Genomic DNA, 24,179 nt, shown 5'->3' with positions numbered 1-24,179 from the left:
GACGTCCGCTGCGCCGACCGCGCCCGGGGCGGTGTTGACCGGCGTGGTCGGTGCGGGGAGGGGCGGAGGGCCCGGGGCATCGGTTACCGGTGGGCGCCGTAGCCGGTCACGGGCTCCTGGGCGTGGTCGAGGAGGTGGCGTACGAGGGCCGCCAGGGTCTGGACTCCGGAGCTGGAGATCCGGGCGTCGCAGCGCACGACGGGGACTTCCGCCGGGAGGTCGATGGCCATACGCACCTCCTCGGGGTCGTAGCGGTGGCCGCCGTCGAACTCGTTGACGGCGACGATGAAGGCGACGCCGCGCTGCTCGAAGAAGTCGACGGCGGCGAAGCAGTCGGTCAGGCGGCGGGTGTCGGCGAGGACGACCGCGCCGAGGGCTCCCTCGCACAGCTCGTCCCACAGGAACCAGAAGCGTTCCTGGCCGGGGGTGCCGAACAGGTACAGCACGTGCTGCGGGTCCAGGGTGATGCGGCCGAAGTCCATGGCGACGGTCGTCTCGGCCTTGTTCTCGACACCCGAGAGGTCGTCGGTCTCGGCACCGACGGTGGTGAGCAGTTCCTCCGTGTTGAGCGGCGTGATCTCGCTGACCGCCCCCACGAAAGTCGTCTTGCCCACGCCGAAACCGCCCGCCACGAGGATCTTGAGCGCGGTCGGGAAGGGGTGAGTGCCGGTGTCGTGGCTCTTGCGGTCAGAGCTGTCGTCGTAGTCCATCGAGCACTGCCTCCAGAAGGGCCCGGTCCGTGGGGTGGTGGGGGAACACGGGGGGTTGGGTGGTGAGCGCGCCGCAGTCCAGGAGGTCCGCGAGCAGCACTTTGGTGACGGCCGCCGGCAGCCCGAGGCGGGCGGCGGTCTCGGCGACGGAAACCGGCACGCGGCACAGGGTGAGGACCTGTGTGTACTCCGGGCCGAGACAGCCGAGGGGGGTGACGCCGGTGGTCATCACCTGCGACAGCAGGTCGAGCGGGACGCTCGGCCGGGTGCGTCCGTTGCTGATCGTGAAGGGGCGCACCAGTCGTCCGGCCGCGTCGTCGAGCCAGGGCCCGTCGCCGACCGCCACCACGCTCAAGACCTCAGCGCCGGCGATTCGACGGCGTGCTGCCGGGGAGCGGTCACGAGGTAGGGGCGGACGCTCTTGACGAGCATGGCCATCTCGTAGCCGAGGGCGGCGGCGTCGGCCTCGCGGTCGGCGAGTACGGCGAGGCAGGTGCCGGATCCGGCGGTGGTGACGAACAGCATCGTCGAGGCGAGTTCCACGACGATCTGCCGTACGTCGCCGTTGTCACCGAAGCGGACTCCGGCGCTGCGGCCCAGGGAGTACAGCCCGGATGCCAGGGCCGCCATGTGGTCGGCGCTGTCGGCGTCGAGGCCGTGCACGGACTTCACCAGCCCGTCGCAGGACAGCAGGACCGCGCTGGACGTGTGCGGGACCCGCTGCACGAGGCCGCTCATCAGCCAGTCGAGATCGGACACCTGACCGGTGGGCGCATCGCTCGCCATGGTGGATCGACTCCTTGGGGTACGAAGGTCCGCGGGCGAGCCGGAGACGGACGTGGGGGTGGGGAGGGGGGTGGGAGTGGGGACGGGGGTCGTGGTCATCCGGCTGTGCTGCTCCTGTCGGGCCGGGCGGTGTGGTCGGTGCGGGACAGGGGCCCGCCGTCGTCGTGGATGCCGTGCGCGTGGACGGCGTCGCCCGCGTTGCCGGCCGCGAGGGTCGTGCTGACGGCCGGGCGGACGAACGGGGCGGGCTCGTCACGGAGCGGTTCCTGGTGCGCGTACGGGTACGGCGTCGCCGTGCGGCCGGGGTCGACGCCGTACGCGCCGGTGTCGAGGCGCTGTTCGGACTCGGCGCGACCGATGCCGCGCTGGAACGCGGCCATGAGGCCCGGGTCGTGGCCCACGGTGTCGTCGCTGTCCTGCCGCTGCCGGGGCGGGGGGCCGCCGCGCAGCTGGGGTGCGAGGTGTTCCTGGGCGCGGCGGCGGGGCAGGTGGGGCTTGTCCATGGCGCCGCGCGCGGTTCCGGCGTACGGGGTGTCCGGGTGCTCGGCCGGGGTCTGCCGGTCGTCGGGCCGGGCGCCGGGGGCGGCCTCGGTGGGGCGGGGGCGGTGGGCGCCGCGCACGGGCAGCGGCGGCGGCACGTCCGGTGCCGGCGTGGTGTGCGGTGCGTGGGGCAGGCCGGTGCCGGGCGGGACGTCGTGGTCGTCGTACCGCGACGGCGTGTACGGCACGCCTGGCCCCGGCGCTCCGTACGCCTCGGGTGCCGCGTACGGCGGCACGTCGGCGGTGTACTGCGGTACGTCTTCGGTGACGTCGAGCCCGGATCCGCCGTACCAGGCGCCCTGCACGGCCGGCGGCAGCTCCTGCGTCGCCGGTACGGCTCCGGCGGTGACCGGGGCCGGGCCCAGCAGTTCCTGCGGCACGACGAGGACGGCCTGGACGCCGCCGTAGATGTTGGACTGCAGGCGCACGGTGATGCCGTGCCGCCGGGCGAGCTGGGAGACGACGTACAGGCCGATGCGGCCGTCGGAGAGGAGGCCGGCGACGTTGACCTGGTCCGGGTCGGCCAGCAGGGCGTTCATCCGGCTGCGCTCCTCGGCCGGCATGCCCAGGCCGCGGTCCTCGATCTCGACGGCGAGTCCGGAGGTGACGAAACCGGCGCGGAGCAGGACAGGGGTGTGCGGGGCGGAGAACACGGTGGCGTTCTCGACGAGTTCGGCCAGCAGGTGGATGACGTCGGCGACGGCGTGGCCGCGCAGGTCCCCGTCGAGCGGCGGGACGAGCCGTACCCGGGAGTACTGCTCGACCTCGGCGATCGCCGAGCGCAGCACCTCGATCATGGGGACGGGGTTGCTCCACTGCCGCCGGGAGACGGCGCCGCCGAGCACGGCGAGATTCTCGGCGTGGCGGCGGATGCGGGTGGCGAGGTGGTCGACGTGGAAGAGGCCCTTGAGCAGGTCGGGGTCCTCGATCTCGTTCTCCAGCTCGTCCAGCGCGGAGATCTCTCGGTGCACGAGGGACTGCAGCCGCCGGGCGAGGTTGACGAAGACCTCCAGCTTCTGTTCGCTGCCCGTCTGGCTGGAGAGCTGGGCCGCCTGGACGACGGCGCTGACGGCGGCGTCGTGCGCGTGGTCGAGGTCGGCTGCGAGAAGCTCGAAGTCGTCGGCGTGCTCGGGCGGTCCGGCGGGCGGTGTGCGCCGGGGCGGCGGGCCGTCGCCGCGCCGCAATTGCTCCAGGAGCGCGTGCAGTTCGGCCTCGCCGCGCGCGGTGCTGCGGCGCAGGTCGGCGACGCGGTCGCGGACGGTGCGGGCGGCCCGGTCGGCGGCGACGGCGCCGGTGAGGACGCCGGCGACGGTGACCGAGAACGCGCCGGCGAGTACGGCCCACAGGGCGGGCGAGGGCCCGGCGCCGGTGGAGCGGACGGTGAACAGGACGGCGGCGCAGCCGCTGAGGGCGACGGCGACGGGCGGGAGCACGGCCATGCGCATCAGTTGGTGGCGTATGCCGGCTCCGGGCAGTGCGGGGGTGGTGCGAACGACCGGTCGTCCGTGCCGCCCGCCCTCACGGCGGTCGGCGCGTCCGGCCGGTGCGCGGAGGTGAGACATCCGTGTCCTCGTACTGTCCGTCGGTTGGGGGCCCGGCGATCCGGGCGGCACGCGGTCTGAGCGATCCGCCGTGCCTCGTCGCGGTGTCGTCGGACAGGCCTGTGCAATCGGCCCTGAGTCGCCCAACGGACACTCACCGTAGTCGCCAATGGTTCACGTGAAGTGGGCAGTTGACAAACTTGTACGGCGATCGTCCTGCTCCGGTATGAGTCCTCGCACGAATGACCTAATTAACCCTTCGAGTGCTCGCTCACAAACAGACACAGAGGAATCTGACCTGGTCAATGGCGATCAGGAGCGGACGGTCCGGGTTCGGGCGTCGCAAGCCGTGGTCTTGCCGCTGCCGCTGGTCCCCGCCGCATCCCGACCTCGGACATGCGCAAAGAGGCTCTCCGTACCTCGTGACTGCTCCGCCCGGGCCGCCCGGTGATGTCACGGGCAGTACACGGCGGGGGCGTGAGGCGGCGCGGGCGGCTGTGGGCGGCCTGTGGCACCGAGCGGGGTGCCGTCGCGCGGGCGCGCGGAAGCGGCCCGGCCGCGCAGACGGCGGCCGGGCCGCTCACTGTTCAAGGGGCTCGCCGGGTGCCGCTCCGCGTCAGCGCTCGCCCGCGAGGTCGAGGCCGGGCCGGTCGGCCAGGGTGTCGTCCCGGTGGCCGGGCTCGCGCCAGGGGTGGGCGATCGGCGCGGAGACCGCCCGCCACCACGGGTCCACGGGGAGTCCGCCGCCCGGCTCGAAGGGCTCGCCGGGGCGGGGCAGCGCGACGGCCTGCCCGGCCGTGTCCGCGGCGTCCTTCGTCCACTCCCCCGGCTCCGCCCAGGCGTGCGGGGCGAGGTTGAAGGTGCCCCAGTGGATGGGCAGCAGCACCCCCGACGGACGGCCGCCCTGAAGGTCGAGGTGGGCGCGGACGCCCTCCTCCGGCGTCATGTGGATGTCCGGCCAGAACGCGCTGTACGCGCCGATCTGGATCATCGTCGCGTCGAACGGGCCGTGCGCGGCGCCGATGTCCCGGAAACCCTCGAAGTATCCGGTGTCGCCGCTGTGGTAGATCCGGTGCCGTTCCCCCGCGACGGCCCAGGACGCCCACAGCGTGTGCTGGAAGTTGCGGAGGCCGCGGCCGCAGAAGTGGCGGGCCGGGGTGGCCGTCAGGGTGAGCCCGCCGACGCGCGTCGACTCGTGCCAGTCCAGCTCGCGCAGCCGGTCCGCCGACACGCCCCAGCGTTCCAGGTGGGCGCCGACGCCCAGCGGCACGGCGAACACGGTGTCCGTGCCTGCCAGTGCCCTGATCGTCGGCATGTCCAGGTGGTCGTAGTGGTCGTGGGAGATCACGACGACGTCAACCGGGCCGAGCGCGGTCAGCGGCAGGGGTACGGGGTGCAGCCGCCGGGGTCCGGCGAAGGGGAAGGGGGAGCAGCGCTCGCCCCACACCGGGTCGAACAGCACGCGCTGTCCGTCGATCTCCGCGAGCACGCTGGAGTGGCCGATCCATGTCAGCCGCAGTCCGGTCGCGGGCGCCTCGGCGAGGTCGGCGGCCGTCGTGGGGTGGAGCGGGACCGTGCCGCGGGGCGAGCGGCGGGGCCGGGCTTCCCTGTCGAAGTAGACCTTCGCGAAGGAGCCGGCCGAGCCGGACGGGCGGGTCCTGGCCGTGCCGCCGGGGTTCTGGAAGACACCGTCCGCGAAGTGCGGCGATCTGCGGATGCGCGCCATGCGCTCGCCGCTCGGGTCCGCGCCGAACGCCGCGGGCCGCAGCGCGCGGAGCCCGGATCCCGGGTTACGGAAACCGGCCACAGTACCTCCAGGTGGAGTCGGTCAGACATCCATTATGGGCAGCCCCACCGGCACCGCCGGGCCCGCAGGACGCATTCCGGCCCGGACGCCTCACCGGTCGGCCTCCGCGCCCGCGCGGCCCGGCCCGGCCGCGGTGCGAAAAAGCCCTTGTCACCGCACGTTGACAGGGTCGCCGATCCCCGACGATGCTGACCCGCGGTTCAGTGGGCCACCCCCGGACCGCTTCTCCCGCCCGGCCGCTGTCAGGAGACCCCGTGACCAGCCCGCTGCTGTCCCTCACCTGGACCGACCACATCACCGGTCGCCGTGGCTTCCTGGTCGTGGACCGGCTGGTGCGCGGGGTGGCCAGTGGCGGGCTGCGGATGCGCGAGGGCTGCACGGCGCAGGAGGTCGCCGGGCTCGCCCGCGGCATGTCCATGAAGGAGGCGCTGCACTACGACCCCGCGCGGCGGTACGTGCCGCTGGGCGGCGCCAAGGGCGGCATCGACTGCGACCCGCGGGACCCTCGGGCGTACGGGCTGCTGGTGCGGTTCCTGCGGGCGGTGCGGCCCTATGTCGCATGCTGTTGGACCACGGGTGAGGACCTGGGGCTCGGCCAGGAGATGGTGGACCGGGCGGTCGTCGAGGCGGGGCTCGTGTCGTCGGTCCAGGCGGTGTACCCGTTGCTCGACGACGAGACCGCGGCCCGGCGCCGGCTCGCCAGCGCCTTCGCTCTCGAGGTGGACGGCATCGGACTGCCCGAGCTGGTCGGCGGCTGCGGCGTCGCCGAGGCCACGCTCACGGCCCTGGACCGGGCAGGCGTGCCGCACGCCGGGACGCGCGTCGCGCTGCAGGGGTTCGGCACCATGGGCGGCGCCACGGCCCGTTTCCTGGCGCGGGCGGGTCTGACGGTGGTGGCGGTGGCCGACGTCAAGGGCACGATCGTCAACCCGGACGGTCTCGACGTGGAGGCGCTGCTCGACGCGCGGGACGCCCACGGCGGCGTGGACCGCGGGGCGCTGGGGCCACGCGACCGCGAACTGCCGCCGGACGCGTGGCTGTCCGCCGACGCCGAGGTACTGGTGCCGGCGGCCGTGTCGTACGCCGTCGACGTCTCCAACGAGGCGCGGATCACCGCCCGTCTGGTGGTCGAGGCGGCCAACATGCCGGTCCTGCCGGAGGCGGAGGCGGTGCTGGCGGCGCGCGGGGTGATGGTGCTGCCGGACGTGGTCGTGAACTCCGCGACCAACGCCTGGTGGTGGTGGACGCTGTTCGGGGACGTCGACGCCGACCCGGACGAGGCGTTCGCCCACGTACGGGGCTCGATGCGGGCGCTGACGGACGGGGTGCTGAGCCGCGCGGCGGCCGGTGGGACAACGCCGCGAGCCGCCGCCCACGCCGTGGCGGAAGAGCGCCTGTCGGACATTTCCGAGCGGTTCGGCTGGTACCGCTCGTAGGGTGACACCGTGGTGAGGGTGCGATCGGGTGCCGCCGAGCGGCGCGCCGAGATGGCGCGGGCCACCGTCGAGCCGATCGAGGCGCGGGGCGTGGTCGCCGTCCGGATCGCCGATGTGGCTGCCGCACCAGGGGTGAGCAACGCGCTCGTGCTGTACCACTCCTCCTCCAGGGACAAGCTGGTCGCCGCCGCCTTCGCACATGCCGCCCAGGACGACCTCGCCCGGCTGCGCGGATTGCTCGGGCGCCGTACGACGGCGCTGCGCCGGCTGCGGGACGCGGTGCGGTGGTACGCGCCGACGGGTGGCGGCTGTGGATCGAGGGGTGGGCGGCGGCGCTGCGCGAGCCCGTGCCGCAGGGTCTGACCGGGCGGCCTCGACCGGCAGGGGAAGGCGGCGATCGCCGGGGTCGTCGCGGAGGGTGTGACGGCGGGTGAGTTCCGCCGCGCCGGGCCCGCCGACGCGGCGCTGCGTCTGACCGCGCTCCTCGACGGGCTCGCCGTGCAGCTGACGTCCTACCCGGGCGCGCTGTCACCGGCCCGGGCCCGGGAGCCGGCCGACGCGGCCCTGGCCCGCGAACGGGGCCTCACCCGCGCGGAGTTGGTGGCGGCGGGGCACTGCTCCCCGCCGCCCAGCCTCCCCGCCGCTGCTTCCGCTCCTGGCGCCTCAGGCGACGGCGGCGATGCGCATCCTGATGTCGTCCGGCGACAGCGCGCCCTTGGCGGTCACATGGTCCCCCGAGGACTCGCCGCGCAGCCGGCGCCCGATCCACGGCACCAGGTACTCGCGCGCCCACTGCACGTCGTCGCGCCGCACCTCGAACGTGCCGCGCGACGGCAGCGGCGGCCAGGGCTGGTCGGGGTCGGCGGGGACCTCCAGGCCGAGGACCTGACCCGCGCGGAGCGCCACGCGCGTGTGCCCCTCCGGGGAGAGGTGCAGCCGGTCGGCGTCCCACGCCCTGCGGTCCTGGAGGGTCTTGAGGGACCACAGGTCGAGCACGGGACAGCCGTACCGGTCGGCGACGGCACGCACATGGCCGTTGTAGGTGGCGATCTTCCCGCGCAGGTGCTTCAGCACGGGCATGGTCCGGGTGTCGAAGCCGGTCGTCACCATCACGGTGCCCGCTGCGGCCGTCAGAGCGGCGACGGCCCTCTCGAACCTCTCGGCCACCTCGTCGGGGTCGGTGCCGGGCCGCAGGATGTCGTTGCCGCCGGCACAGAACGAGACGAGGTCCGGGGCGAGTCGCGCCGTTCGGGGAAGCTGGTCCGCAACGATCTGGTCGAGCAGTTTGCCGCGCACGGCGAGGTTGGTGTACCGGAAGTCGCCCTCGGGCCGCCGGTCCGCGAGCAGTACCGCGAACCTGTCCGCCCAGCCGACGAACGACCCGTCGGGGCCCGGGTCGCCCACGCCCTCGGTGAAGCTGTCCCCCACCGCCACGTACGACCCGATCACTGATCTGCTGTCATTCTTCGAATCGTCTGCCACGTCGGCCCATGATTCACCTTCGCATGAGGCTTACGCGAGCGTAGGAAAGGGGTGACGGGCGGTGAGATGAGCCACCTCGAGTGTTCGTCGACCCGGGAACGAGCGCGGGAATGGGCGAGGAGCCGCGCCGCGGGCGCGGCCGCCCGGGTACGCCGAAGGCCGGACCCCGGGGATCGGGAGTCCGGCCTTCGGCTGCGTGTCAGGCGAGTGGTCGCGCCGGGTGCCGTACGGGCCGGTGCGCCAAGTGGTGTCAGGCGCCGGAGGCGCCGTGCGAGCGCAGGTACGCCATCGGGTCCACGTCCGAGCCGTAGTCCGGCGTGGTGCGGATCTCGAAGTGCAGGTGCGGTCCGGTGGAGTTGCCGGTCGTGCCGGAGAGACCGACCTGCTGGCCTGCGGTCACGGTCTGGCCGGCCGAGACGGACAGCGAGGACAGGTGGGCGTACTGGGCGTAGTGGCCGTCGCCGAGCTTGATGACGACCTGATTGCCGTACGCGCCGCCCCAGCCCGCGGAGACGACGGTGCCCGCGCCGACGGACTTCAGGGCGGTGCCGGTCGGGACGACGAAGTCGACGCCGGTGTGGTAGCCGCTGGACCACATGCCGCCGGGGACCTTGTAGGCGGTGCCGACGCCGGCGCCGGACACGGGCAGCACGAAGCCGGAGCCGGAGGGCTGCGCGGCGGGCGTCGTGCTCCGGCCCGACGAGGGCGCGGCGGTCTTCGCGGACTTCGACGACTTCGACGACTTCAAGGCCGACGAGGACTTCGCCGACGGCTCGGCCGTGCTCGTCGCGGCCTTCTTGCCGATGGCGAGCTTGAGGCCGGGGTGGATCAGCGACGGGTCGTCGCCGATGGTGGCGCGGTTGTCCCGGTACAGCTTCTTCCAGCCGCCGCTGACGTTCTGCTCGTCGGCGATCTTCGACAGGAAGTCGCCGCCCTTCACCGTGTAGACGCGCGGGGCGGAGTTCTTCGCGGTGTCCTTGCCGGCGGGCTTGTGCTGCGCCTCCGGAAGGGACTGGACGGCCTTTTCGGAAACCTGCTGCGCGGGGGCGGCGTGAGCGCCGGTGGCCCCGAGAAGCGGAATGGCAAGTGCGGCGCCGCCGGTTCCGGCGACGGCGATGGACCGGGTGAAACGCGGTGACTTCGTACGGCGGTGCTTACCCTTCGCGGGCATGGCGAATTCCTCTCCGGCGCCTACGAGGTGAGCTGTCGGGTTCGGACTGGAGATGCCCGGCCGCGGTGTGCGCGGCTTCACCCCGAGCCTGTGTCCGGAGACCGGAACAGGCGGTTGTACCTGTGGGTCCCCCGCTCCTGCCGTACACGGGTCGAAGTGTGTGCGGGCTTCCGGACGGCGGCAGGATTAGGCGTCCGTCCGGATCGGTGGCGAACGTAAGCGACCGGATGGCTGAGAAACAAGCCTGGGTTTGTCCGCGAACGCGCTTTTGTGCGGGCGATCAGGGTTATGCCCGTCACCGAGCGTGGAACAGGATCTTTCGCGCTTCTTCAATCCCCAGGTAACGCGGTTGAATTACGTGAACATGGCGACAGCGGATCGTCACGATTATGACGCTGCTCACGCCCCACACCCCATCCCCCTTACTATCGGGGCACGTTACGCACAAACGACCAATTCGGACCAATGACTCATAGAGGTGGATAGGCTACCGATCAAAAACTATGTCCGATTTCATTTGTTACAGCGCAAGTTGAGTCACTACGTCCCTCTCATATTGTCCGGCAGGCGTGTCGTATCGTCGGCGTGTGCCCGTCGGTGAGCCGCGCCGGCGGGGCCGAGTGTGAGGAGTCCACGTGACGCAGCAGGTCCCGTCGACCGAGCCCGAGCTGGCCGGAGTGCGCAACTTCCGTGACGTCGGCGGATTGCCGACCGTGGACGGCCGCCGGGTGCGGTACGGCGTGCTGTTCCGCAGCGGTCACCTCGCGCACGCGACAGAGGACGACGCCGCCTTCCTCGCCTCCCTCGGCCTGCACACGATCTTCGACTTCCGCAACGCGGCCGACCAGAAGCTGGAGGGCCCGGACGTCGCGCTGCCGGGCGTCCGCAATGTGAACCTGCCGCTGAGCGACCCGGCCGACGGCGCCGAGTTCTGGAAGATGGTGCGGGACGGCGACCTCGAGCAGCTGCGCGCGGTCCTCTCGGACGGCAGGGGCGCCGCCCGGATGATCGACTCGTACCGGACGGTCATCACGGAGCGCACCGCGGAGCACTCGCGGGTGCTGCACTCGCTCGCCGAGGACAGCCTCCCCGCGCTGATGCACTGCGCGGCCGGAAAGGACCGCGCGGGCCTGTCCATAGCCGTGACCCTGCTCGCCCTGGGCGTCGAGCGGGACGCGATAGCCGAGGACTACCTGAAGTCGAACGCCAAGCACCGCCGCTACAAGGTGCGCCGCAGCGCCACGTCCGCCTCGGCCTACTCCCCCGAGGTCATGGAGCTGCTCGACCCCCTGTTCGACGCGCGCGCCGAGTACCTCGCGGCGGCCTTCGACACGATCCAGGACACCTGGGGCGGCGTCCCGGCCTACCTCGAGAACGGGCTCGGCGTCACCCCCGAGATCCGCGAGCGGCTGCGCGAACGCCTGCTGGACTGACGTACGCCCCGAGGCCGGCGCCGCGCTCCGCGCCCTACTGCGCGCCGACCTCGAACAGCAGCCACACGAAGGCCGCGAAGACGTGCCCCACGGCGATGTAGATGATCAGCCGGACCCACAGGGCGCGCGGGAACTTGTCCTCGATGTCGCTCATGACGTGCCTCCGGTGAACGGGCCCAGGCACAGCGAGGCCGTGGGGCTCTGCAGCAGGGTGTGGACGAAGAGGAGCTCGACCTCGTCCGGGCCGCCCGCGGCGATGCGGTGCGGGGTCAGCGAGTCGAAGTGCGCGCTGTCGCCCGGCTCGAGCCGGTGCAGGGTGTCGCCGAGACGGAGCCGCAGCCTGCCCTTGAGCACGTACAGCCACTCCTCACCGGGGTGGACGCGCACCACGTCGCCCTGCGCGCCGTACGGGACACGGACGCGCAGGGCCTGCATGCCACGGCCGGGCGACCCGGCCTGCCAGTACGTCCAGCCGCCCGCGGCCGTCGGTTCCATGTCGGCGGCCCGCACGACGGCGTCCCGGTCGGCGGTCTGCTCACCGAGCAGTTCGGAGACGGTCGTCCCGTAGACGCGGGCGAGAGCCAGCAGCATCGGCAGCGACGGCTGGCGACGGCCGGTCTCCAGCCGGGACAGGTGGGCGGGCGACAGGGCGGCGGCGCGGGCCGCGGCCTCCAGGGTGAGGCCCGCGCGACGACGCAGGGCGCGGAGCTGGGGCGCGACGAGCGTGCCCACCTCGGGCGGCCCGGCGGACAGATCGGCGGACAGATCGGCGGGCGGATCAGCGGGCGGGTTCGCCTCAGGGCGAGATTCGGGCGCGGGGCCGTACTCGGGCGTGGGGGCGGACTCTCGGTCGGGCGGGGGTGGGTACGCGCGCTCGGGCTCTGAAACGGGCTCGGACGAGTTCATGCGTCTATTCAGCCCAGGGATTGCCTCTCAGGCAAATTTTTTGCCTGAGAGGCAAAGTGGTGCCTCAGCGGTTGGTCATCGCCTGCTTCACCAGGGTCCGGCCGAAGTCCCAGATCAGCCCGCTGCCGCTGTGCGCGTCGTCCATCACGGCGGTGAAGGCGTCGACGAAGCGGTCCACCTCCCGCTCGCCGATGATCAGCGGCGGAATCAGCTTGATGACCTCCATGTGGTCGCCGGAGACCTGGGTGAGGATGCGGTGGCGCCGGAGCAGGGGCACGACCACCATCTGCGCGAACAGTCCCGTGCGGGCGGCCTGCACCATGGCCCACCGGCCACGCAGCTTCAGTGACCGCGGCCTGCCGAACTCGATGCCGATCATCAGCCCCCGGCCGCGGACGTCGGCGAGCAGCTCGTAGGTGTCGACCAGCGCGGCCAGCCGGGACCTCAGCAACTCGCCGGTGGCCCGGACGCCGGCCACGGTCTGTTCGTTCTCCATCACGGACAATACGGCCAGGCCCGCCGCCATGGCCTGCGCGTTGGCGCCGAAGCTCGCCGAGTGGACGAGCACGCGGTCCATGGAGGAGTAGACCTTCTTGAAGATCCAGTCCCTGCCGAGGGTGGCGCCGACCGGGACGTAGCCACCGGACAGGGCCTTCGCCACGCACACCAGGTCCGGTTCGACTCCTTCCTCGTGCTGGTGGGCGTAGAAGTCGCCGGTGCGGCCGAGGCCGGTCTGCACCTCGTCGGCGATGAGCAGCGCCTTGTGCCGGTGCAGGAGGTCCTGCGCGGCGCGCAGATAGCCGGGCGGCGCGGCGTGCACGCCCTTGCCCTGGATCGGTTCGACGATCAGCGCGGCCACATCCCCCCTGCGCAGCTCGCGCGCGAGTGCGTCGAGATCGCCGAGGGGGACGGCCGTGTCGGGCAGCAGCGGGGCGAACCCGTCGCGGAACCCGGCCTCGCCGTTCACGGAGAGGGAGCCGGTGGTCAGGCCGTGGAAGGCGTGCTCGCAGTACAGGACGCGCGGCCTGCCGGTGGCGTAGCGGGCGAACTTCAGCGCGCTCTCGACGGCTTCCGTGCCGCTGTTGCCGAAGAACACCCGGTCCAGGTGCGGGGTGTGCGCGAGGAGCCGTTCGGCGAGCAGGCCGGGCAGCGGCTGGCAGTCGAAGCGGGTGAGGTCGGCGAGGTCCAGGTCGAGGACGTCGTGCAGGGCCTTGCGGACCACGGGGTGGTGGCGGCCCAGGCCCATCACGCCGAACCCGGCGAGCATGTCCAGGTAGTCGTTGCCGTCGGCGTCCCAGAAATACGCACCCTCGGCACGCTCATAGACCTTGTCGAAGCCGAGGGTGCGCAGCACGCGCGGGAGCTGGTGGTTGAGGTGCCGGGTGTGCAGCTCGTAGCGCTCGGCTCCGCGTTCGGCCAGCAGCGCGCCGAGGTCGAAGGCGCCGGCCTGCGGCGGCGGTGACGAGGCGGATTCCGCGGTGGTCATTCCGGTTGCTCCCTGGTCAGCTCGCCCGGCGGTTCGACTCGTCCTTGGCTCGTCCGGCACTCCGGCTCGTCCGGCGCTCTCGTCCTTGGCCCGTCCGACTCGTCCGGCGCTTCGGCTCGGACCGTGCGTCCGGCCTTCCCGTCCGTTCCGTTTCCTCGTCCGTTCCGGTTGGTGCCGCTGTTCCGGCTTCCCGCTCCGCTCGCTCTTCAGCTCCCCCCGCTCGGTGCGACGGTTTCGCGCAGGGCGCGCAGGGACTCCTTCAGGGAGCCCATGGTGGCGAGGACGGCGGTCGGCTCGTAGCCGCAGTGCGCCATGCAGTTGGCGCAGCGCGGGTCCTTGCCGCGGCCGTACTTGTCCCAGTCGGTCTCCTCGATCAGCTCCCGGTACGTCGGCACGTAGCCGTCGCTCATCAGGTAGCAGGGGCGCTGCCAGCCGAAGAGGCTGTAGTTCGGGATGGCCCAGGCCGTGCACGGGAAGTCGACCTTGCCCTCGAGGAAGTCGAGGAACAGCGGGGAGTGGTTGAGGCGCCAGCGGCGCCGGTTGCCGCCCGCGAAGGCCTTCCGGAACAGATCGCGGGTCTGCTCCACGCCGAGGAAGTGCTCCTGGTCGGGTGCCTTCTCGTAGGCGTAGGCGGGCGAGATCATCATCTCGTCGACCTTGAGGTCGTCGTTGAGGTAGTTCAGCACCTCGATGATGGTCTGCGGGGTGTCGGTGTTGAAGAAGGTGGAGTTCGTGGTGACGCGGAAGCCGCGCCGCTTGGCCTCCTGGATGGCCGCCACGGCCTCGTCGAACACGCCCTCCTTCGCGACCGACTCGTCGTGCCGCTCGCGCAGCCCGTCGATGTGCACGGCGAAGGCGAAGTAGGCGGAAGGCGTGAACTCGTCCAGCTTCTTGCGCAGCAGCATGGCGTTGGTGCACAGGAAGACGTACTTCCTCTTCGCCACCAACTGGCGCACGATCTCACCGATCTGAGGGTGCATCAGGGGTTCGCCGCCGGCGATGGACACCATGGGCGCCCCGGACTCCAGCACCGCCCCGACGGCCTGGGCGACCGGCATGCGCTGCCTGAGCACCCCGGCGGGGTGCTGGATCTTGCCGCAGCCCTCGCATTTCAGGTTGCAGGCGAAGAGCGGTTCGAGCTCGACGATGAGCGGAAACTTGTCCCGCCTGCGGAGCCTCTGTTCGGCCAGGTACGTAGCGACCTTGATGGACTGGCGCAGCGGCATGGCCATCTGGCTCACCTCCGGGGGAGCAGCAGGGAACGGTGCCATTCGAAGAATGCGGGAAGCACGGAACGAAGAACGCGGAAAGCCGATATTCCACCGCGCACCGTGCCGATACGAACCAGTTCATGCTCTGGAGCGTCCACGACCACTCGTACGGCGGCAACGGGGCGCGCGCCGGTGCGTACGGCGCTTCGGAGCGTGGCCGCCGACTCCATGTCCACGGCGATCGCGCCGGTGGCGTGCAGTGCGGCGCGCTCTGCGCCGCGGACGACATGGTCGGAGCCGGTGAGGGTGCCGGTGTGGACGGTCCGGCCGGGCAGGGTGCGTCCCAGTTCCGCGACCAGCAGGTCGGTGCCCACGCAGGGGGTTGTACCGCACGGGTCCCGGGTCTCCTCGGCCACCACCAGGTCGCCGGGGTGCATGCCGGGTGCGAGCCCCGCACAGAACCCGGTGGCGAGGACGGCGGCGGCGTCGAGGAGCGGGTCGGCGAGCGCCCGGCCGACGGAGCGTTCGGCGGCGGCCGGTCCCATGCCGGTGCGGAGCACGGTGACCGGACCACCGGCATCGCCACTCGCGCCGCTCCCGCCGGGCTCGTCACGGCCGCCCGTGCGGGTCGTGAACGTACGCCTCGTGAACGTACGCGACGTGAACCCGCGCAGCGCCAGCTGCTCGATGCCGAGCGCGCAGGCGATCAGCAGCGGGGCGGACAGGGCCGCCGGGCCGGGCGGTGGCATCACGGGCTGCCCTTGGCCCCGGCGCGGGGTTGCGCGGTGCGGCGGGCGCCGGCCTTCGCGACGAAGGGCTCGCCGTGCACGTACCGGCCGAGCGCGGTGAGCGGGAAGACCTGCCGGTAGAGGTGGTAGTTGATGGAGAAGTCCCAGGGGAAGCCGGTGCCGGTGAAGTACGGCTCGTCCCAGGAGCCGTCCTCCCGCTGGGTGTCGGCGAGCCAGGCGATGCCGCGCTCCACGGCCCGTGACTCCCGCTCCCCCGCCGCGAGCAGTGCCATCAGCGCCCAGGCGGTCTGCGAGGCGGTGGAGGCGCCGCGTCCGCTCCATTCCGCGGCGTACTTGTAGGAGCGCAGGTCCTCGCCCCAGCCGCCGTCGTCGTTCTGCACGGACACCAGCCAGGCCACCGCCCGCCGGATCGCCGGGTGCGAGGCGGGCAGCCCGGCGGCCGTCAGGGCGGGGACGACGGAGCCGGTGCCGTACACGTAGTTGACGCCCCAGCGACCGAACCACGAGCCGTCCGGCTCCTGTTCGGCGAGCAGCCACTCGATGCCGCGCCGGGTACGCGGATCGTGGGTGAGGCCCTCCACGGCGAGCATCTCCACGACGTGCGCGGTGACGTCGGCGGACGGCGGGTCGATGACCTCGCCGAAGTCGCAGAACGGCAGGCGGTTGGGGAAGGGGCTGGTGTTGTCGACGTCGAAGGCACCCCACGCGCCGTTCCTCGACTGCATGCCGAGTGTCCAGCGCACCCCGCGCGCGACGGCCCGCTCCACGCGCTCCGGGTCGTGGTGCTCGACGCGGCGCAGCGCCAGAACCACCTCGGCGGTGTCGTCGATGTCGGGGTAGTTGTCGTTGTGGAATTCGAACGCCCAGCCTCCGGGCGGCAGCTGCGGCCGTCGTACGGACCAGTCGCCGGGCCGTACGATCTGCTCGCCGAGCATCCAGTCGGCGGCCCTGACGAGCTGCGGGTGGTCGGCGGGCAGTCCCGCGTCGGCGAGCGCGATGGTGGCGAGGCACGTGTCCCACACCGGGGACTGGCAGGCCTCGATCATGCGGGCGCCGTCCTCGCGCCACACCGCGAAGCGGTCGAGGGACTCCAGCCCTGCGCGCATCACCGGGTGGTTCAGGTCGTACCCCAGAAGGTGCAGGGCGATGACCGAGTACACGGCGGGCGGCTGGATGCCGCCCCAGCAGCCGTCGTTCTCCTGCCGTTCGATGATCCAGCGGGCGGCGGAGTTCATGGCCGCCCGGCGCAGCCGGCGCGGTGCGACGCGGCGCAGGGCGTGCAGGCCCTTGTCGAGCCGCTGGAAGACGCCGTCCCACGTCGTCGGGGCGGCGAGCGGCCTGGCGGGGTTGGGGTCGGCGGGATCGGTGTGCAGCTCGTCGAGCCGGAAGGGCGCGGGGCGCACGGGGCGCTTCGCGGAGACGACGGTGAGCGGCACGATGGTCTGCCGGGCCCAGCAGCCGAAGTCGTAGATGTTGAGGGGCGCCCAGCGGGGGAAGTAGATGAGCTCGGGCGGGAGTTCGGGGAGGTCCTCCCACTTCCACCAGCCGAACAGGGCGAGCCAGATCCGGGTGAAGACCCTGGCGGCGGCGATACCGCCCCGCGCCCGGACCCAGGCCGACGCCTTCGCCATGTGCGTGGCGTCGGGCGGGTCGCCGGCCAGCCGCAGGGCGACGTACGCCTCGACGGTGGCGGAGACGTCGCCGGGCCCGCCGTGGAAGGTGGCCCAGGTGCCGTCCTCGAGCTGTTCCCCGCGGATGAAGAGGGCGGCGGCGCGGGTGGTGGCGTCGTCGCGGATGTTCAGGAACTGGCGCAGGAGCAGGTCCTCGGCGTCCATCGTGACGTTCGTCTCGAGGTCGCCCTTCCACCATCCCTCGGGGTCCTGCCGGGCGAGCAGGAAGTCCGTGGCGCGCCGCATGGCGCGGGTGGCGGCATCCGGTCCCTCGTCCGCCCCGGGGACCGGAAGGCCGTTACGGGTGTGGGTGCCGATGTCGGTGACGTTGTCGGTGGCAGTGGCGTTTTCGCCGGCCGCGGCAGCGTGGGCCGGCAGGGCGGCCCCGGTGCTTCCGTCGGTCGTCGCTGTCATGGCTTCCCCTTCGTGCAGTGGCAAGGTGTGCGTCTGCTGCGGGTCCGCCGTCGGCCGGTGCTCCGATGGTGCCTCACGGCACCGGCCGGCGACTACGCGAGGGCTATTCGACCGATAGTGATCATCTCTTTCGTACGACGACGAAGTCCGCGAGCGCCGTGAACTGGTCGCGGACCCGGTCGGGCATGTCGACGACGTCCAGCGCCTCGAGGGCGAAGGTGTGCTGACGGCGGGCTTCCGCTGCGGTCCAGTCACGGCCGCCGGCCCGCTCGATGAGGGCGGCGCGGGCCGCGAACTCCTCCTCGGAGAAGCCCGCGAAGTCGCTGCTCTCGGCGTCGGCGGCCAGGATGGCGCCGAGCTGCTCGGCGGCGGCGCCGTCCGCCGCGAGCGCGGCGACCACCGGCAGGGACTTCTTGCGCTGGCGCAGGTCGCTCCAGGCCTGCTTGCCGGTGGAGACGGGGTCGCCCCAGATGCCGAGGAGGTCGTCGACGGCCTGGAAGGCGAGGCCCAGGTGGTAGCCGTACCGCTCCAGGGCGTCGGCGGTGCGGTCGTCGGCACCGCCGAGGACGGCGCCGACGGAGCTGGCGCAGGCGATCAGGGCGCCGGTCTTGTTGCCCTCCATCTCCAGGCACTCCTCGACGCTGACCCGGTCGCGGTGCTCGTAGGAGATGTCCTGTGCCTGACCGTCGATCAGGGCGCGGGTGGCGGCGGCCAGGCGGCGGGCGGCGCGGCCGGCCTCGACGGTGGCGACTTCCAGCAGCACCTCGTTGGCCAGGGCGAACAGGGCGTCGCCGACCAGGATGGCCTGGGCGGGACCGTGCACCTTCCAGACCGTGTCGCGGTGCCGGCGCTGTTCGTCGCCGTCCATCAGGTCGTCGTGCAGGAGCGAGAAGTTGTGGATCAGTTCCACCGCGACCGCGCCGGGCACGCCCGTCTCGGGCGGGGCGCCGGTGACCTCGGCGGAGAGGATCGCCAGGGCGGGACGCACGGCCTTGCCGCCGTCCCCGTCCGCGGGTTTGCCGTCGGCGTCGATCCAGCCGAAGTGGTACGACGCGACCGTGTCCATGGGAGGCGCCAGCCGCTCGACAGCGGCCCGCAGCACCGGCGTGGCCAGGGTCCGGCCGCGCTCCAGGAGCGCGGTCACGTCCACCGTGGTCCGTGGGGGGGCCATGAGGGCCGGGGGCGCTGTGGGCACTTTCTCTCCTCTTGTTGCGGTGCCGGGGGTGCGGGGGCCCGACGCTCCGTGACCGGGCATCACGCCGCCTCCTCGAACGCGAAGGGCCGACGGGGGCGGGGCCGTCCCAGGGCGCGCAGCGCGGCGTCCGCCGCGCCCACTCCGCTGCGGACCGCACTCTCCATGGTCGCGGGCCACCCGGTGGCGGTCCACGCTCCGGCAAGGTACAGGCCGGGGGCCCCGGTACGGGAACCGGGCCTGAGACGGCCGACGCCGGGGGCGGGGGCGAAGGTGGCGGTGCGCTCCCGGGTGACGAAGAAGTCCCGCACACGGGCGCCGCGCGCGAGCGGCAGCAGCCGCTCCAGCTCGGGCAGGTAGCGCTCGCGCAGCACCGCCACGGGCTGGTCGATCTCGTCGTGCGCGGCGGACTGGGACACCGCGAGGTACTGGCCGTCCGTCAGCCCGGACGCGTCGGTGCGGTCGAACACCCACTGCACGGGCGTGCCGAGCGCAGCGAAGAACGGGCCGGTGAGGACCTTGCGGTCGTAGACGACGTGGACGTTGAGGATCGGCGCCGTGCCGATGTCCAGCAGCCGTCGGGGGGCGTCCAGCGCGCCCGCGGGCAGCAGGTCGTACGCCTCGCGCTGCGGTACGGCCAGCACGACGGCGTCCGCCTCCAGCGTCTCGCCGGGAGCCTGGACGCTCCAGCCGCCGCTCGGGTGGGCGGAGACGGAGGTGACGCGGGTACGGGTCTCGGTGCGGACTCCCGCCGCGTCGAGCGCCCTGCGGGCCAGCCGGTCGTGCAGGTCGCCCAGCGGTACGCGCGCCCAGCCGATGTCGGCGGCGCCCGGGTCGGACAGCAGGCCCGTCTTGAAGACCATCGCGGCGAGCCCCAGCGAGGCGTCGCCCGCGACCGCGTTGAGGGTGGCGACGCCGACCAGGTCCCACAGGGCCCGCACGGCGCGGGCCGACTGGCCGTGCGCGGTGAGCCAGCTGCCGAAGTCCTGGGTGTCCAGGGCGGGGTCGGCGGGGTCGAGCCGCTTGAGCGCGAGCGCGGCGCGGCCGACGCGGGCCCGGTCGGCGAGCGACAGGTGCGGGTAGGTGGTGAGGCTGCGCGCCAGGTGGAGCGGGACGGGCAGCGCGTCGCGGCGCAGCCGGCCGAGCCGTCGCCCCTCGGGCTTCGCGGCGTCGATGACGGGCACGTCGAGGCGGTCCTGCAGGGGGGCGAGCGCGGCCGCGTCGATCCGGTCCAGGAACCAGCGGTAGGCGGTGCAGCAGCGCAGGTACACGTGCTGGCCGTTGTCCACGGTCAGCTCGCCGCGCCGGAAGGAGAAGGCGAGCCCGCCGAGGCGGGGCCTGCCTTCCAGCAGGGTGACGCGGAGGCCCGCGTCGGCGAGCGCGAGTGCGGCGGTGGTGCCGGCGATCCCTCCGCCGACCACGACGGCGTGGCCCCCGGTGCGGGCCGGGGCCGGGGTCGGGGTCCGCGGGTGCGGCCGATGGGACCGCGGGCCGTCGGTCATCGTGCAGCCTCTCCTGCGCGGCGCCCGTGCGGGAGGGGTGCACGGCCGCCCGTCGCCGGCGGGGACGCGGGCTGCCACGAGAGGGGTGCCCGGCGCTTTCGTCCGGTGCGAGGGCCGGTATCCGGTTTCTCCACTGCGTCCATCAGGCGCGCCTCCTGACGGCGTGCCGGGTGACCTGCCGGGCGTCGAGTCCGGACAATCCGCGCACGGCGACGTACGCCTTCTCGCGCCCGGGCAGGGAGACCCGGCCGCGCAGCACGGCCCCGGGGTCGCGCTCGATGCGGTCCAGCAGCCGCCGGTAGATCCCGGCCATGGCGGCGACGCAGGCACCGCTGCGCCGGTCGAGCAGGGGAAGCAGACGGTAGCCTTCGGCGAACAGGGCGCGGGCGCGGCGCACCTCGAAGTGCACGAGGCCCGCGAAGTCGGAGCCCTCCGGCGGGGCAGGCCCGTCGAACCCGGGCGAGCAGCCGAACTTGGCGAGGTCGTCGGCGGGCAGGTAGGTGCGTCCGCCCTCGGCGTCCTCCCGCACGTCCCGCAGGATGTTGGTGAGCTGGAGCGCGAGGCCGAGCGTGTCGGCGTACTCGGGAGCACGTTCGGCGCCGCGCGCTCCCGGTTCGGTGCCGAAGACGCCGAGCGAGAGCCGCCCGATGGCGCCCGCCACACAGCGGCAGTACACCTTCAGGTCGTCCCAGGTCTCGTACGTCCGACCGCGTACGTCCATCAGGACGCCGTCGATGAGTTCGTCCAGGCCGCCCAGCGGGATCGGGAACCGCTCCGCCGCGTGGGTGAGGGCGACGGCGACCGGGTCGGTGTCGTCCTCGTCCACCCGGCCCTCCCGGATGCGGGCGAGCAGGGCCCGGGTGTCCTCCAGCCGGGCGATCTTGACGTCGCTGTCGAGGGCGCCGTCGCCGATGTCGTCCACCCGGCGGGAGAACGCGTACAGCGCCGACATCGCGCGGCGCCGGGCCGTCGGCAGGAGCCGGACGCCGTAGGCGAAGTTGCGGGCCTGGTGTCCGGTGACGGCCTCGCAGTAGCTGTAGGCGGCGAGTACCGGTGCGGACACCTGCGGTGGAGTCTCCACGGTCCGCATCACCCCTCTTCTCGCAGGGTCACGCCCACCTCGCGCAGCAGCCGGAGCCTGCCGGACGCCGGTGGGCCGGGAAGGACGTCGTGACCCGCGGCGGCGATGGCGTGCAGGGCGGCACGGCCGCCCGCCACGAACCCGGCGAGCAGCAGCCTCAGCCTGCCCCGGACGCTGCCGACCAGCGGCGCGCCCTCGTCCAGGAGGGCGCGGGCGCGGGCCGCTTCGTGGGCGACGAGGGCACGCACCGACGCGTTCGCGGTCGTCGCGGCGAGGTCCGTCTCCTGGACGTGGAAGCGCTTCATGTCGGAGGCGGGCAGGTAGACGCGGTCGCGGCCGAGGTCCTCGGCGACGTCCTGGAGGTGCTCGACGATCTGCAGGGCCGTGCAGATCGCGTCGGAGCGCCGGATCCGTTCGGGCGTCGTGGTGCCGGTGACGGCGAGGACGAGGCGGCCGACGGGGTTGGCCGACAGTTCGCAGTACGCGAGGAGGTCGTCGTAAGTCTCGTAGCGCGTGACCAGCTGGTCCTGGCGGTTGGCGGCGATCAGGCGGAGGAACGGCCCGGGGGTGAGCGAGCGGCGGCGGACGGTCGGCTGGAGGCGCCGCAGCAGGGGGTGACGGGGCGTCGAGCCGAACACGCGGTGCAGGTCGGCCTCGAAGGCGTCGAGGAGGAGCAGCCGGTCCTCGGCCTCCCGCGGGCCGACGCCGAGCAGGCGGGCGTCGGCGCCGCCGGGGGTGAGGTCGCCGTCGCCGATGTCGTCCACGAGGCGGGCGAATCCGTACACGGCCATCAGGTCGGTGCGCCAGGCGCGGGGCAGGAAGAAGGGGGCGACGGGGAAGTTCTCGCCCGCGGCCTTGTCGAGCGTGTCGCGCTCAGGGTCACGCGTGCGCGCCGTACCGGCCACCGTCACCGCCGGAGGTCCTGGGCACGGACGGCACATGCGTCCCGGAGCTGGGGAGTTTCCGTAACCATTGCCGTCACATCTCCCGTTCTACACTGCCGACCGAATACACACTATTTCGGACACGCCGCCCGGACTCCGACACCGCTTCCTCACGGAGAGTGTCGGGCGTTATCGCCCCAGTTGCCGCGTTTACGGGGACCGGTACAGCTTACGTGGTACGGCGCACATCGGACCTCGGGGGTGTCCGGCGCATCACGGGAGCCCACCGACTGGCGACAACATCGCCGGGAGGGGCTGGAGTTGGGGGCACCTCCGCAGACGCGGGGCCCTGCCGGAAGTACCGGCAGGGCCCGCCACGCGCCGGTTACTTGCCGGTGAACTTCTCGTACTCCTTCAGGACCTCGTCCGTGGGGCCGTCCATGCGCAGTTCGCCGCGCTCCAGCCACAGGACGCGGTTGCAGGTGTCCCGGATCGACTTGTTGTTGTGGCTGACCAGGAACACCGTGCCGGCCTCCTTGCGCAGCTCCCGGATCCGGGCCTCGGAGCGCTTCTGGAACTTGCGGTCACCGGTGGCCAGCGCCTCGTCGATCATCAGGACGTCGTGGTCCTTGGCGGCGGCGATGGAGAAGCGCAGCCGGGCCGCCATGCCGGAGGAGTAGGTGCGCATCGGCAGGGTGATGAAGTCGCCCTTCTCGTTGATGCCCGAGAAGTCGACGATGTCCTGGTAGCGCTCCTTGATCTGCTCCCGGGTCATACCCATGGCGAGCCCGCCCAGTATGACGTTCCGTTCGCCCGTCAGGTCGTTCATCAGCGCCGCGTTCACCCCGAGCAGCGAGGGCTGGCCGTCGGTGTAGACCTTGCCCTCCTCGGCCGGGAGCAGACCGGCGATGGCGCGCAGCAGCGTCGACTTGCCGGAGCCGTTGGAGCCGATCAGGCCGATGGCCTCGCCCCGGTAGGCGATGAAGGAGACGCCCCGCACGGCGTGCACCTTGCGCACGCCTCGCGCCGTGTCGTCGGAGCCCCGCTTGAGGATGCGGCTGAGGGCGGCGGTGGCGCTGCCCCTGCCGGACCTGGCGCCGTTGACGCGGTAGACGATGTGCAGGTCGTCCGCGATGACGGTCGGGACGTGCGCGTCGGTGTGCTGATCAGCCACGGCCGTACCTCTCCTCGGCCTTCCAGAAGTACACGAAGCCGAAGACCCCGGCCAGTACCGCCCAGCCCGCCGCGAACGCCCACACGTGCGGCGGCAGGTACGAGCTGCCGTAGCCGTCGATCATCGCGAAGCGGACCAGGTCCATGTAGATCGCGGCCGGGTTCCACTGCAGGACGTCGGAGATCCAGCCGGGCACGTCCTTGTCGGCGAGCATCGCCGGGATGCTGAACATCACGCCCGAGGCGTACATCCAGGTACGCAGCACGAACGGCATCAGCTGGGCCAGGTCGGGCGTCTTGCTGCCCATCCGCGCGAACAGCAGCGCCAGCCCGGTGTTGAAGACGAACTGCAGCAGCAGCGCGGGCACGACCAGCAGCCACGACAGGTCGGGCAGGCTGCCGAACGACAGCATGACCACGACGAGCACGATCATCGAGAAGAGCAGCTGCTGGAGCTGCTGCAGCGCGAAGGAGACCGGCAGCGAGGCGCGCGGGAAGTGCAGCGCCCGCACCAGTCCGAGGTTGCCGGAGATGGCGCGCACGCCCGCGAGGACCGAGCTCTGCGTGAACGTGAACACGAACACGCCCGTCACCAGGAACGGGACGTAGATGTCGTGCGGGATGCCCCGGCGGGCGCCCAGCAGCAGACCGAAGATGAAGAAGTACACGGCCGCGTTCAGCAGCGGTGTCGCCACCTGCCAGAGCTGCCCCAGCTTGGCCTGGCTGTACTGGGCGGTCAGCTTCGCCTGGGAGAAGGCGAGGATGAAGTGCCGGCGCCCCCAGAGCTGACGGACGTAGTCGCGCAAGGAAGGCCGGGCACCGCTCACGGTCAGCCCGTACTTCGCGGCGAGCTCTGCTGCCGGGAGGCCCTCGTCGGGCGACGGAGGCGCGCTCACCGCGACTCCGCCGTCGTGCGTTGTCTCACTCACTAGTGGAAACTTTCGTCTTCGAGATGCGCAGCCTGCGCGGGCTTGGCACGGCTCCGGGGCCTCGGTGCGGCCCGGA

At 72.5% G+C, this 24,179-nt stretch carries 21 protein-coding genes, 1 pseudogene and 1 riboswitch; of the genes and pseudogenes, 3 read left to right on the top strand and 19 right to left on the bottom strand.

The genetic code is table 11. The annotated features are described in order from the left end of the window. Window positions 1-83: 83 nt before the first annotated feature. The 5 genes from ABZ354_RS18495 to ABZ354_RS18475 form a co-directional block, all read right to left on the bottom strand. Window positions 84-710, bottom strand: a complete 627-nt coding sequence (locus tag ABZ354_RS18495; RefSeq protein WP_358657912.1) for an ATP/GTP-binding protein — start codon at window positions 708-710, stop codon at window positions 84-86. Continuing rightward, a complete protein-coding gene (locus tag ABZ354_RS18490) occupies window positions 688-1,059 on the bottom strand; it encodes a DUF742 domain-containing protein (RefSeq protein WP_358657999.1) in 372 nt (123 codons plus the stop codon). Before ABZ354_RS18490 ends, ABZ354_RS18495 begins: the two co-directional genes overlap by 23 nt. A 2-nt stretch (window positions 1,060-1,061) precedes the next feature. Continuing rightward, complete coding sequence (locus ABZ354_RS18485; RefSeq protein WP_358657910.1) at window positions 1,062-1,496, bottom strand: roadblock/LC7 domain-containing protein; 435 nt, start codon at window positions 1,494-1,496, stop codon at window positions 1,062-1,064. A 95-nt stretch (window positions 1,497-1,591) separates the two neighbouring features. Beyond that, window positions 1,592-3,598 (bottom strand): ATP-binding protein, encoded by a 2,007-nt coding sequence (locus ABZ354_RS18480; RefSeq protein WP_358657909.1) that lies wholly within the window; start codon window positions 3,596-3,598, stop codon window positions 1,592-1,594. 595 nt (window positions 3,599-4,193) lie between these two features. Further along, a complete protein-coding gene (locus tag ABZ354_RS18475; protein ID WP_358657908.1) occupies window positions 4,194-5,384 on the bottom strand; it encodes an MBL fold metallo-hydrolase in 1,191 nt (396 codons plus the stop codon). 254 nt (window positions 5,385-5,638) lie between these two features. Between ABZ354_RS18475 and ABZ354_RS18470 the strand changes: the two genes are divergently transcribed. Together ABZ354_RS18470 and ABZ354_RS18465 are read left to right on the top strand one after the other, a co-directional pair. Further along, on the top strand, window positions 5,639-6,820 hold the full coding sequence (locus ABZ354_RS18470; RefSeq protein WP_358657906.1) for a Glu/Leu/Phe/Val dehydrogenase dimerization domain-containing protein: 1,182 nt from the start codon (window positions 5,639-5,641) through the stop codon (window positions 6,818-6,820). Between the two features lie 51 nt (window positions 6,821-6,871). Next, window positions 6,872-7,420 (top strand): annotated as a pseudogene (locus ABZ354_RS18465) (TetR family transcriptional regulator C-terminal domain-containing protein); the annotation flags it as partial. Between the two features lie 63 nt (window positions 7,421-7,483). On the opposite strand, the gene ABZ354_RS18460 reads toward ABZ354_RS18465, so the two are convergent. Further along, complete coding sequence (locus tag ABZ354_RS18460) at window positions 7,484-8,269, bottom strand: SGNH/GDSL hydrolase family protein (RefSeq protein WP_358657997.1); 786 nt, start codon at window positions 8,267-8,269, stop codon at window positions 7,484-7,486. A gap of 283 nt (window positions 8,270-8,552) precedes the next feature. Then, entirely contained in the window at window positions 8,553-9,473 is a 921-nt protein-coding gene (locus ABZ354_RS18455; RefSeq protein ID WP_358657904.1) for a LysM peptidoglycan-binding domain-containing M23 family metallopeptidase, read from the bottom strand. Between the two features lie 4 nt (window positions 9,474-9,477). Next, window positions 9,478-9,642, bottom strand: a riboswitch (cyclic di-AMP (ydaO/yuaA leader). A gap of 466 nt (window positions 9,643-10,108) precedes the next feature. On the opposite strand from ABZ354_RS18455, the gene ABZ354_RS18450 reads away from it, so the two are divergent. After that, window positions 10,109-10,906, top strand: coding sequence for a tyrosine-protein phosphatase (locus tag ABZ354_RS18450; protein ID WP_358657902.1), 798 nt, complete (start codon window positions 10,109-10,111; stop codon window positions 10,904-10,906). Between the two features lie 34 nt (window positions 10,907-10,940). Here ABZ354_RS18450 and ABZ354_RS18445 read toward each other — a convergent pair whose 3' ends face one another. The 12 genes from ABZ354_RS18445 to ABZ354_RS18390 all read right to left on the bottom strand — a co-directional run bounded on the left by ABZ354_RS18445 (window position 10,941) and on the right by ABZ354_RS18390 (window position 24,103). Then, window positions 10,941-11,060 carry a DUF6126 family protein gene (locus ABZ354_RS18445; protein WP_358657900.1) on the bottom strand — a complete coding sequence of 40 codons (120 nt, stop codon included), beginning with the start codon at window positions 11,058-11,060 and terminating at the stop codon, window positions 10,941-10,943. Further along, window positions 11,057-11,812: an XRE family transcriptional regulator gene (locus ABZ354_RS18440; protein ID WP_358657898.1), complete on the bottom strand. Its 756-nt coding sequence runs from the start codon at window positions 11,810-11,812 to the stop codon at window positions 11,057-11,059. The genes ABZ354_RS18445 and ABZ354_RS18440 overlap by 4 nt, the downstream gene beginning before the upstream one ends. A gap of 64 nt (window positions 11,813-11,876) precedes the next feature. After that, entirely contained in the window at window positions 11,877-13,298 is a 1,422-nt protein-coding gene (locus tag ABZ354_RS18435; protein WP_358657896.1) for an aspartate aminotransferase family protein, read from the bottom strand. Window positions 13,299-13,504: 206 nt separating this feature from the next. Then, window positions 13,505-14,530 (bottom strand): adenosyl-hopene transferase HpnH, encoded by a 1,026-nt coding sequence (gene hpnH, locus ABZ354_RS18430; RefSeq protein WP_358657894.1) that lies wholly within the window; start codon window positions 14,528-14,530, stop codon window positions 13,505-13,507. A gap of 5 nt (window positions 14,531-14,535) precedes the next feature. Further along, complete coding sequence (locus ABZ354_RS18425; RefSeq protein ID WP_358657995.1) at window positions 14,536-15,258, bottom strand: 1-hydroxy-2-methyl-2-butenyl 4-diphosphate reductase; 723 nt, start codon at window positions 15,256-15,258, stop codon at window positions 14,536-14,538. Then, complete coding sequence (shc, locus tag ABZ354_RS18420; protein WP_358657892.1) at window positions 15,258-17,342, bottom strand: squalene--hopene cyclase; 2,085 nt, start codon at window positions 17,340-17,342, stop codon at window positions 15,258-15,260. The genes ABZ354_RS18425 and shc overlap by 1 nt, the downstream gene beginning before the upstream one ends. Window positions 17,343-17,463: 121 nt before the next feature. Further along, window positions 17,464-18,513 carry a polyprenyl synthetase family protein gene (locus ABZ354_RS18415; protein ID WP_358657993.1) on the bottom strand — a complete coding sequence of 350 codons (1,050 nt, stop codon included), beginning with the start codon at window positions 18,511-18,513 and terminating at the stop codon, window positions 17,464-17,466. A gap of 83 nt (window positions 18,514-18,596) precedes the next feature. Continuing rightward, window positions 18,597-20,036, bottom strand: a complete 1,440-nt coding sequence (gene hpnE, locus ABZ354_RS18410; RefSeq protein ID WP_358657890.1) for a hydroxysqualene dehydroxylase HpnE — start codon at window positions 20,034-20,036, stop codon at window positions 18,597-18,599. Between the two features lie 142 nt (window positions 20,037-20,178). Next, window positions 20,179-21,129, bottom strand: a complete 951-nt coding sequence (hpnD, locus tag ABZ354_RS18405) for a presqualene diphosphate synthase HpnD (protein ID WP_358657888.1) — start codon at window positions 21,127-21,129, stop codon at window positions 20,179-20,181. Then, window positions 21,126-22,028, bottom strand: a complete 903-nt coding sequence (gene hpnC, locus ABZ354_RS18400) for a squalene synthase HpnC (protein WP_358657886.1) — start codon at window positions 22,026-22,028, stop codon at window positions 21,126-21,128. The genes hpnD and hpnC overlap by 4 nt, the downstream gene beginning before the upstream one ends. A gap of 358 nt (window positions 22,029-22,386) precedes the next feature. Beyond that, a complete protein-coding gene (locus ABZ354_RS18395) occupies window positions 22,387-23,175 on the bottom strand; it encodes an ABC transporter ATP-binding protein (protein WP_358657884.1) in 789 nt (262 codons plus the stop codon). After that, window positions 23,168-24,103: an ABC transporter permease gene (locus tag ABZ354_RS18390; protein ID WP_358657882.1), complete on the bottom strand. Its 936-nt coding sequence runs from the start codon at window positions 24,101-24,103 to the stop codon at window positions 23,168-23,170. Before ABZ354_RS18390 ends, ABZ354_RS18395 begins: the two co-directional genes overlap by 8 nt. Between the last annotated feature and the right edge of the window lie 76 nt (window positions 24,104-24,179).

The organism is Streptomyces sp. NPDC005925 (assembly GCF_040638805.1).
In the GTDB taxonomy this organism is placed as follows: domain Bacteria; phylum Actinomycetota; class Actinomycetes; order Streptomycetales; family Streptomycetaceae; genus Streptomyces.
Note: the sequence above shows the minus strand (reverse complement) of the source record. Positions and strands in the feature narration are given on the sequence as shown.

Bases quoted from the DNA above. Each gene is read 5' to 3' on its own strand.
- ABZ354_RS18445 (WP_358657900.1), bottom strand. From the start codon at position 11,060: ATGAGCGACATCGAGGACAAGTTCCCGCGCGCCCTGTGGGTCCGGCTG.
- ABZ354_RS18440 (WP_358657898.1), bottom strand. From the start codon at position 11,812: ATGAACTCGTCCGAGCCCGTTTCAGAGCCCGAGCGCGCGTACCCACCC.
- ABZ354_RS18485 (WP_358657910.1), bottom strand. From the start codon at position 1,496: ATGGCGAGCGATGCGCCCACCGGTCAGGTGTCCGATCTCGACTGGCTG.
- ABZ354_RS18480 (WP_358657909.1), bottom strand. From the start codon at position 3,598: ATGTCTCACCTCCGCGCACCGGCCGGACGCGCCGACCGCCGTGAGGGC.
- ABZ354_RS18415 (WP_358657993.1), bottom strand. From the start codon at position 18,513: ATGGCCCCCCCACGGACCACGGTGGACGTGACCGCGCTCCTGGAGCGC.
- hpnE (WP_358657890.1), bottom strand. From the start codon at position 20,036: ATGACCGACGGCCCGCGGTCCCATCGGCCGCACCCGCGGACCCCGACC.
- shc (WP_358657892.1), bottom strand. From the start codon at position 17,342: ATGACAGCGACGACCGACGGAAGCACCGGGGCCGCCCTGCCGGCCCAC.
- ABZ354_RS18455 (WP_358657904.1), bottom strand. From the start codon at position 9,473: ATGCCCGCGAAGGGTAAGCACCGCCGTACGAAGTCACCGCGTTTCACC.
- ABZ354_RS18435 (WP_358657896.1), bottom strand. From the start codon at position 13,298: ATGACCACCGCGGAATCCGCCTCGTCACCGCCGCCGCAGGCCGGCGCC.
- ABZ354_RS18425 (WP_358657995.1), bottom strand. From the start codon at position 15,258: ATGCCACCGCCCGGCCCGGCGGCCCTGTCCGCCCCGCTGCTGATCGCC.
- hpnH (WP_358657894.1), bottom strand. From the start codon at position 14,530: ATGGCCATGCCGCTGCGCCAGTCCATCAAGGTCGCTACGTACCTGGCC.
- ABZ354_RS18495 (WP_358657912.1), bottom strand. From the start codon at position 710: ATGGACTACGACGACAGCTCTGACCGCAAGAGCCACGACACCGGCACT.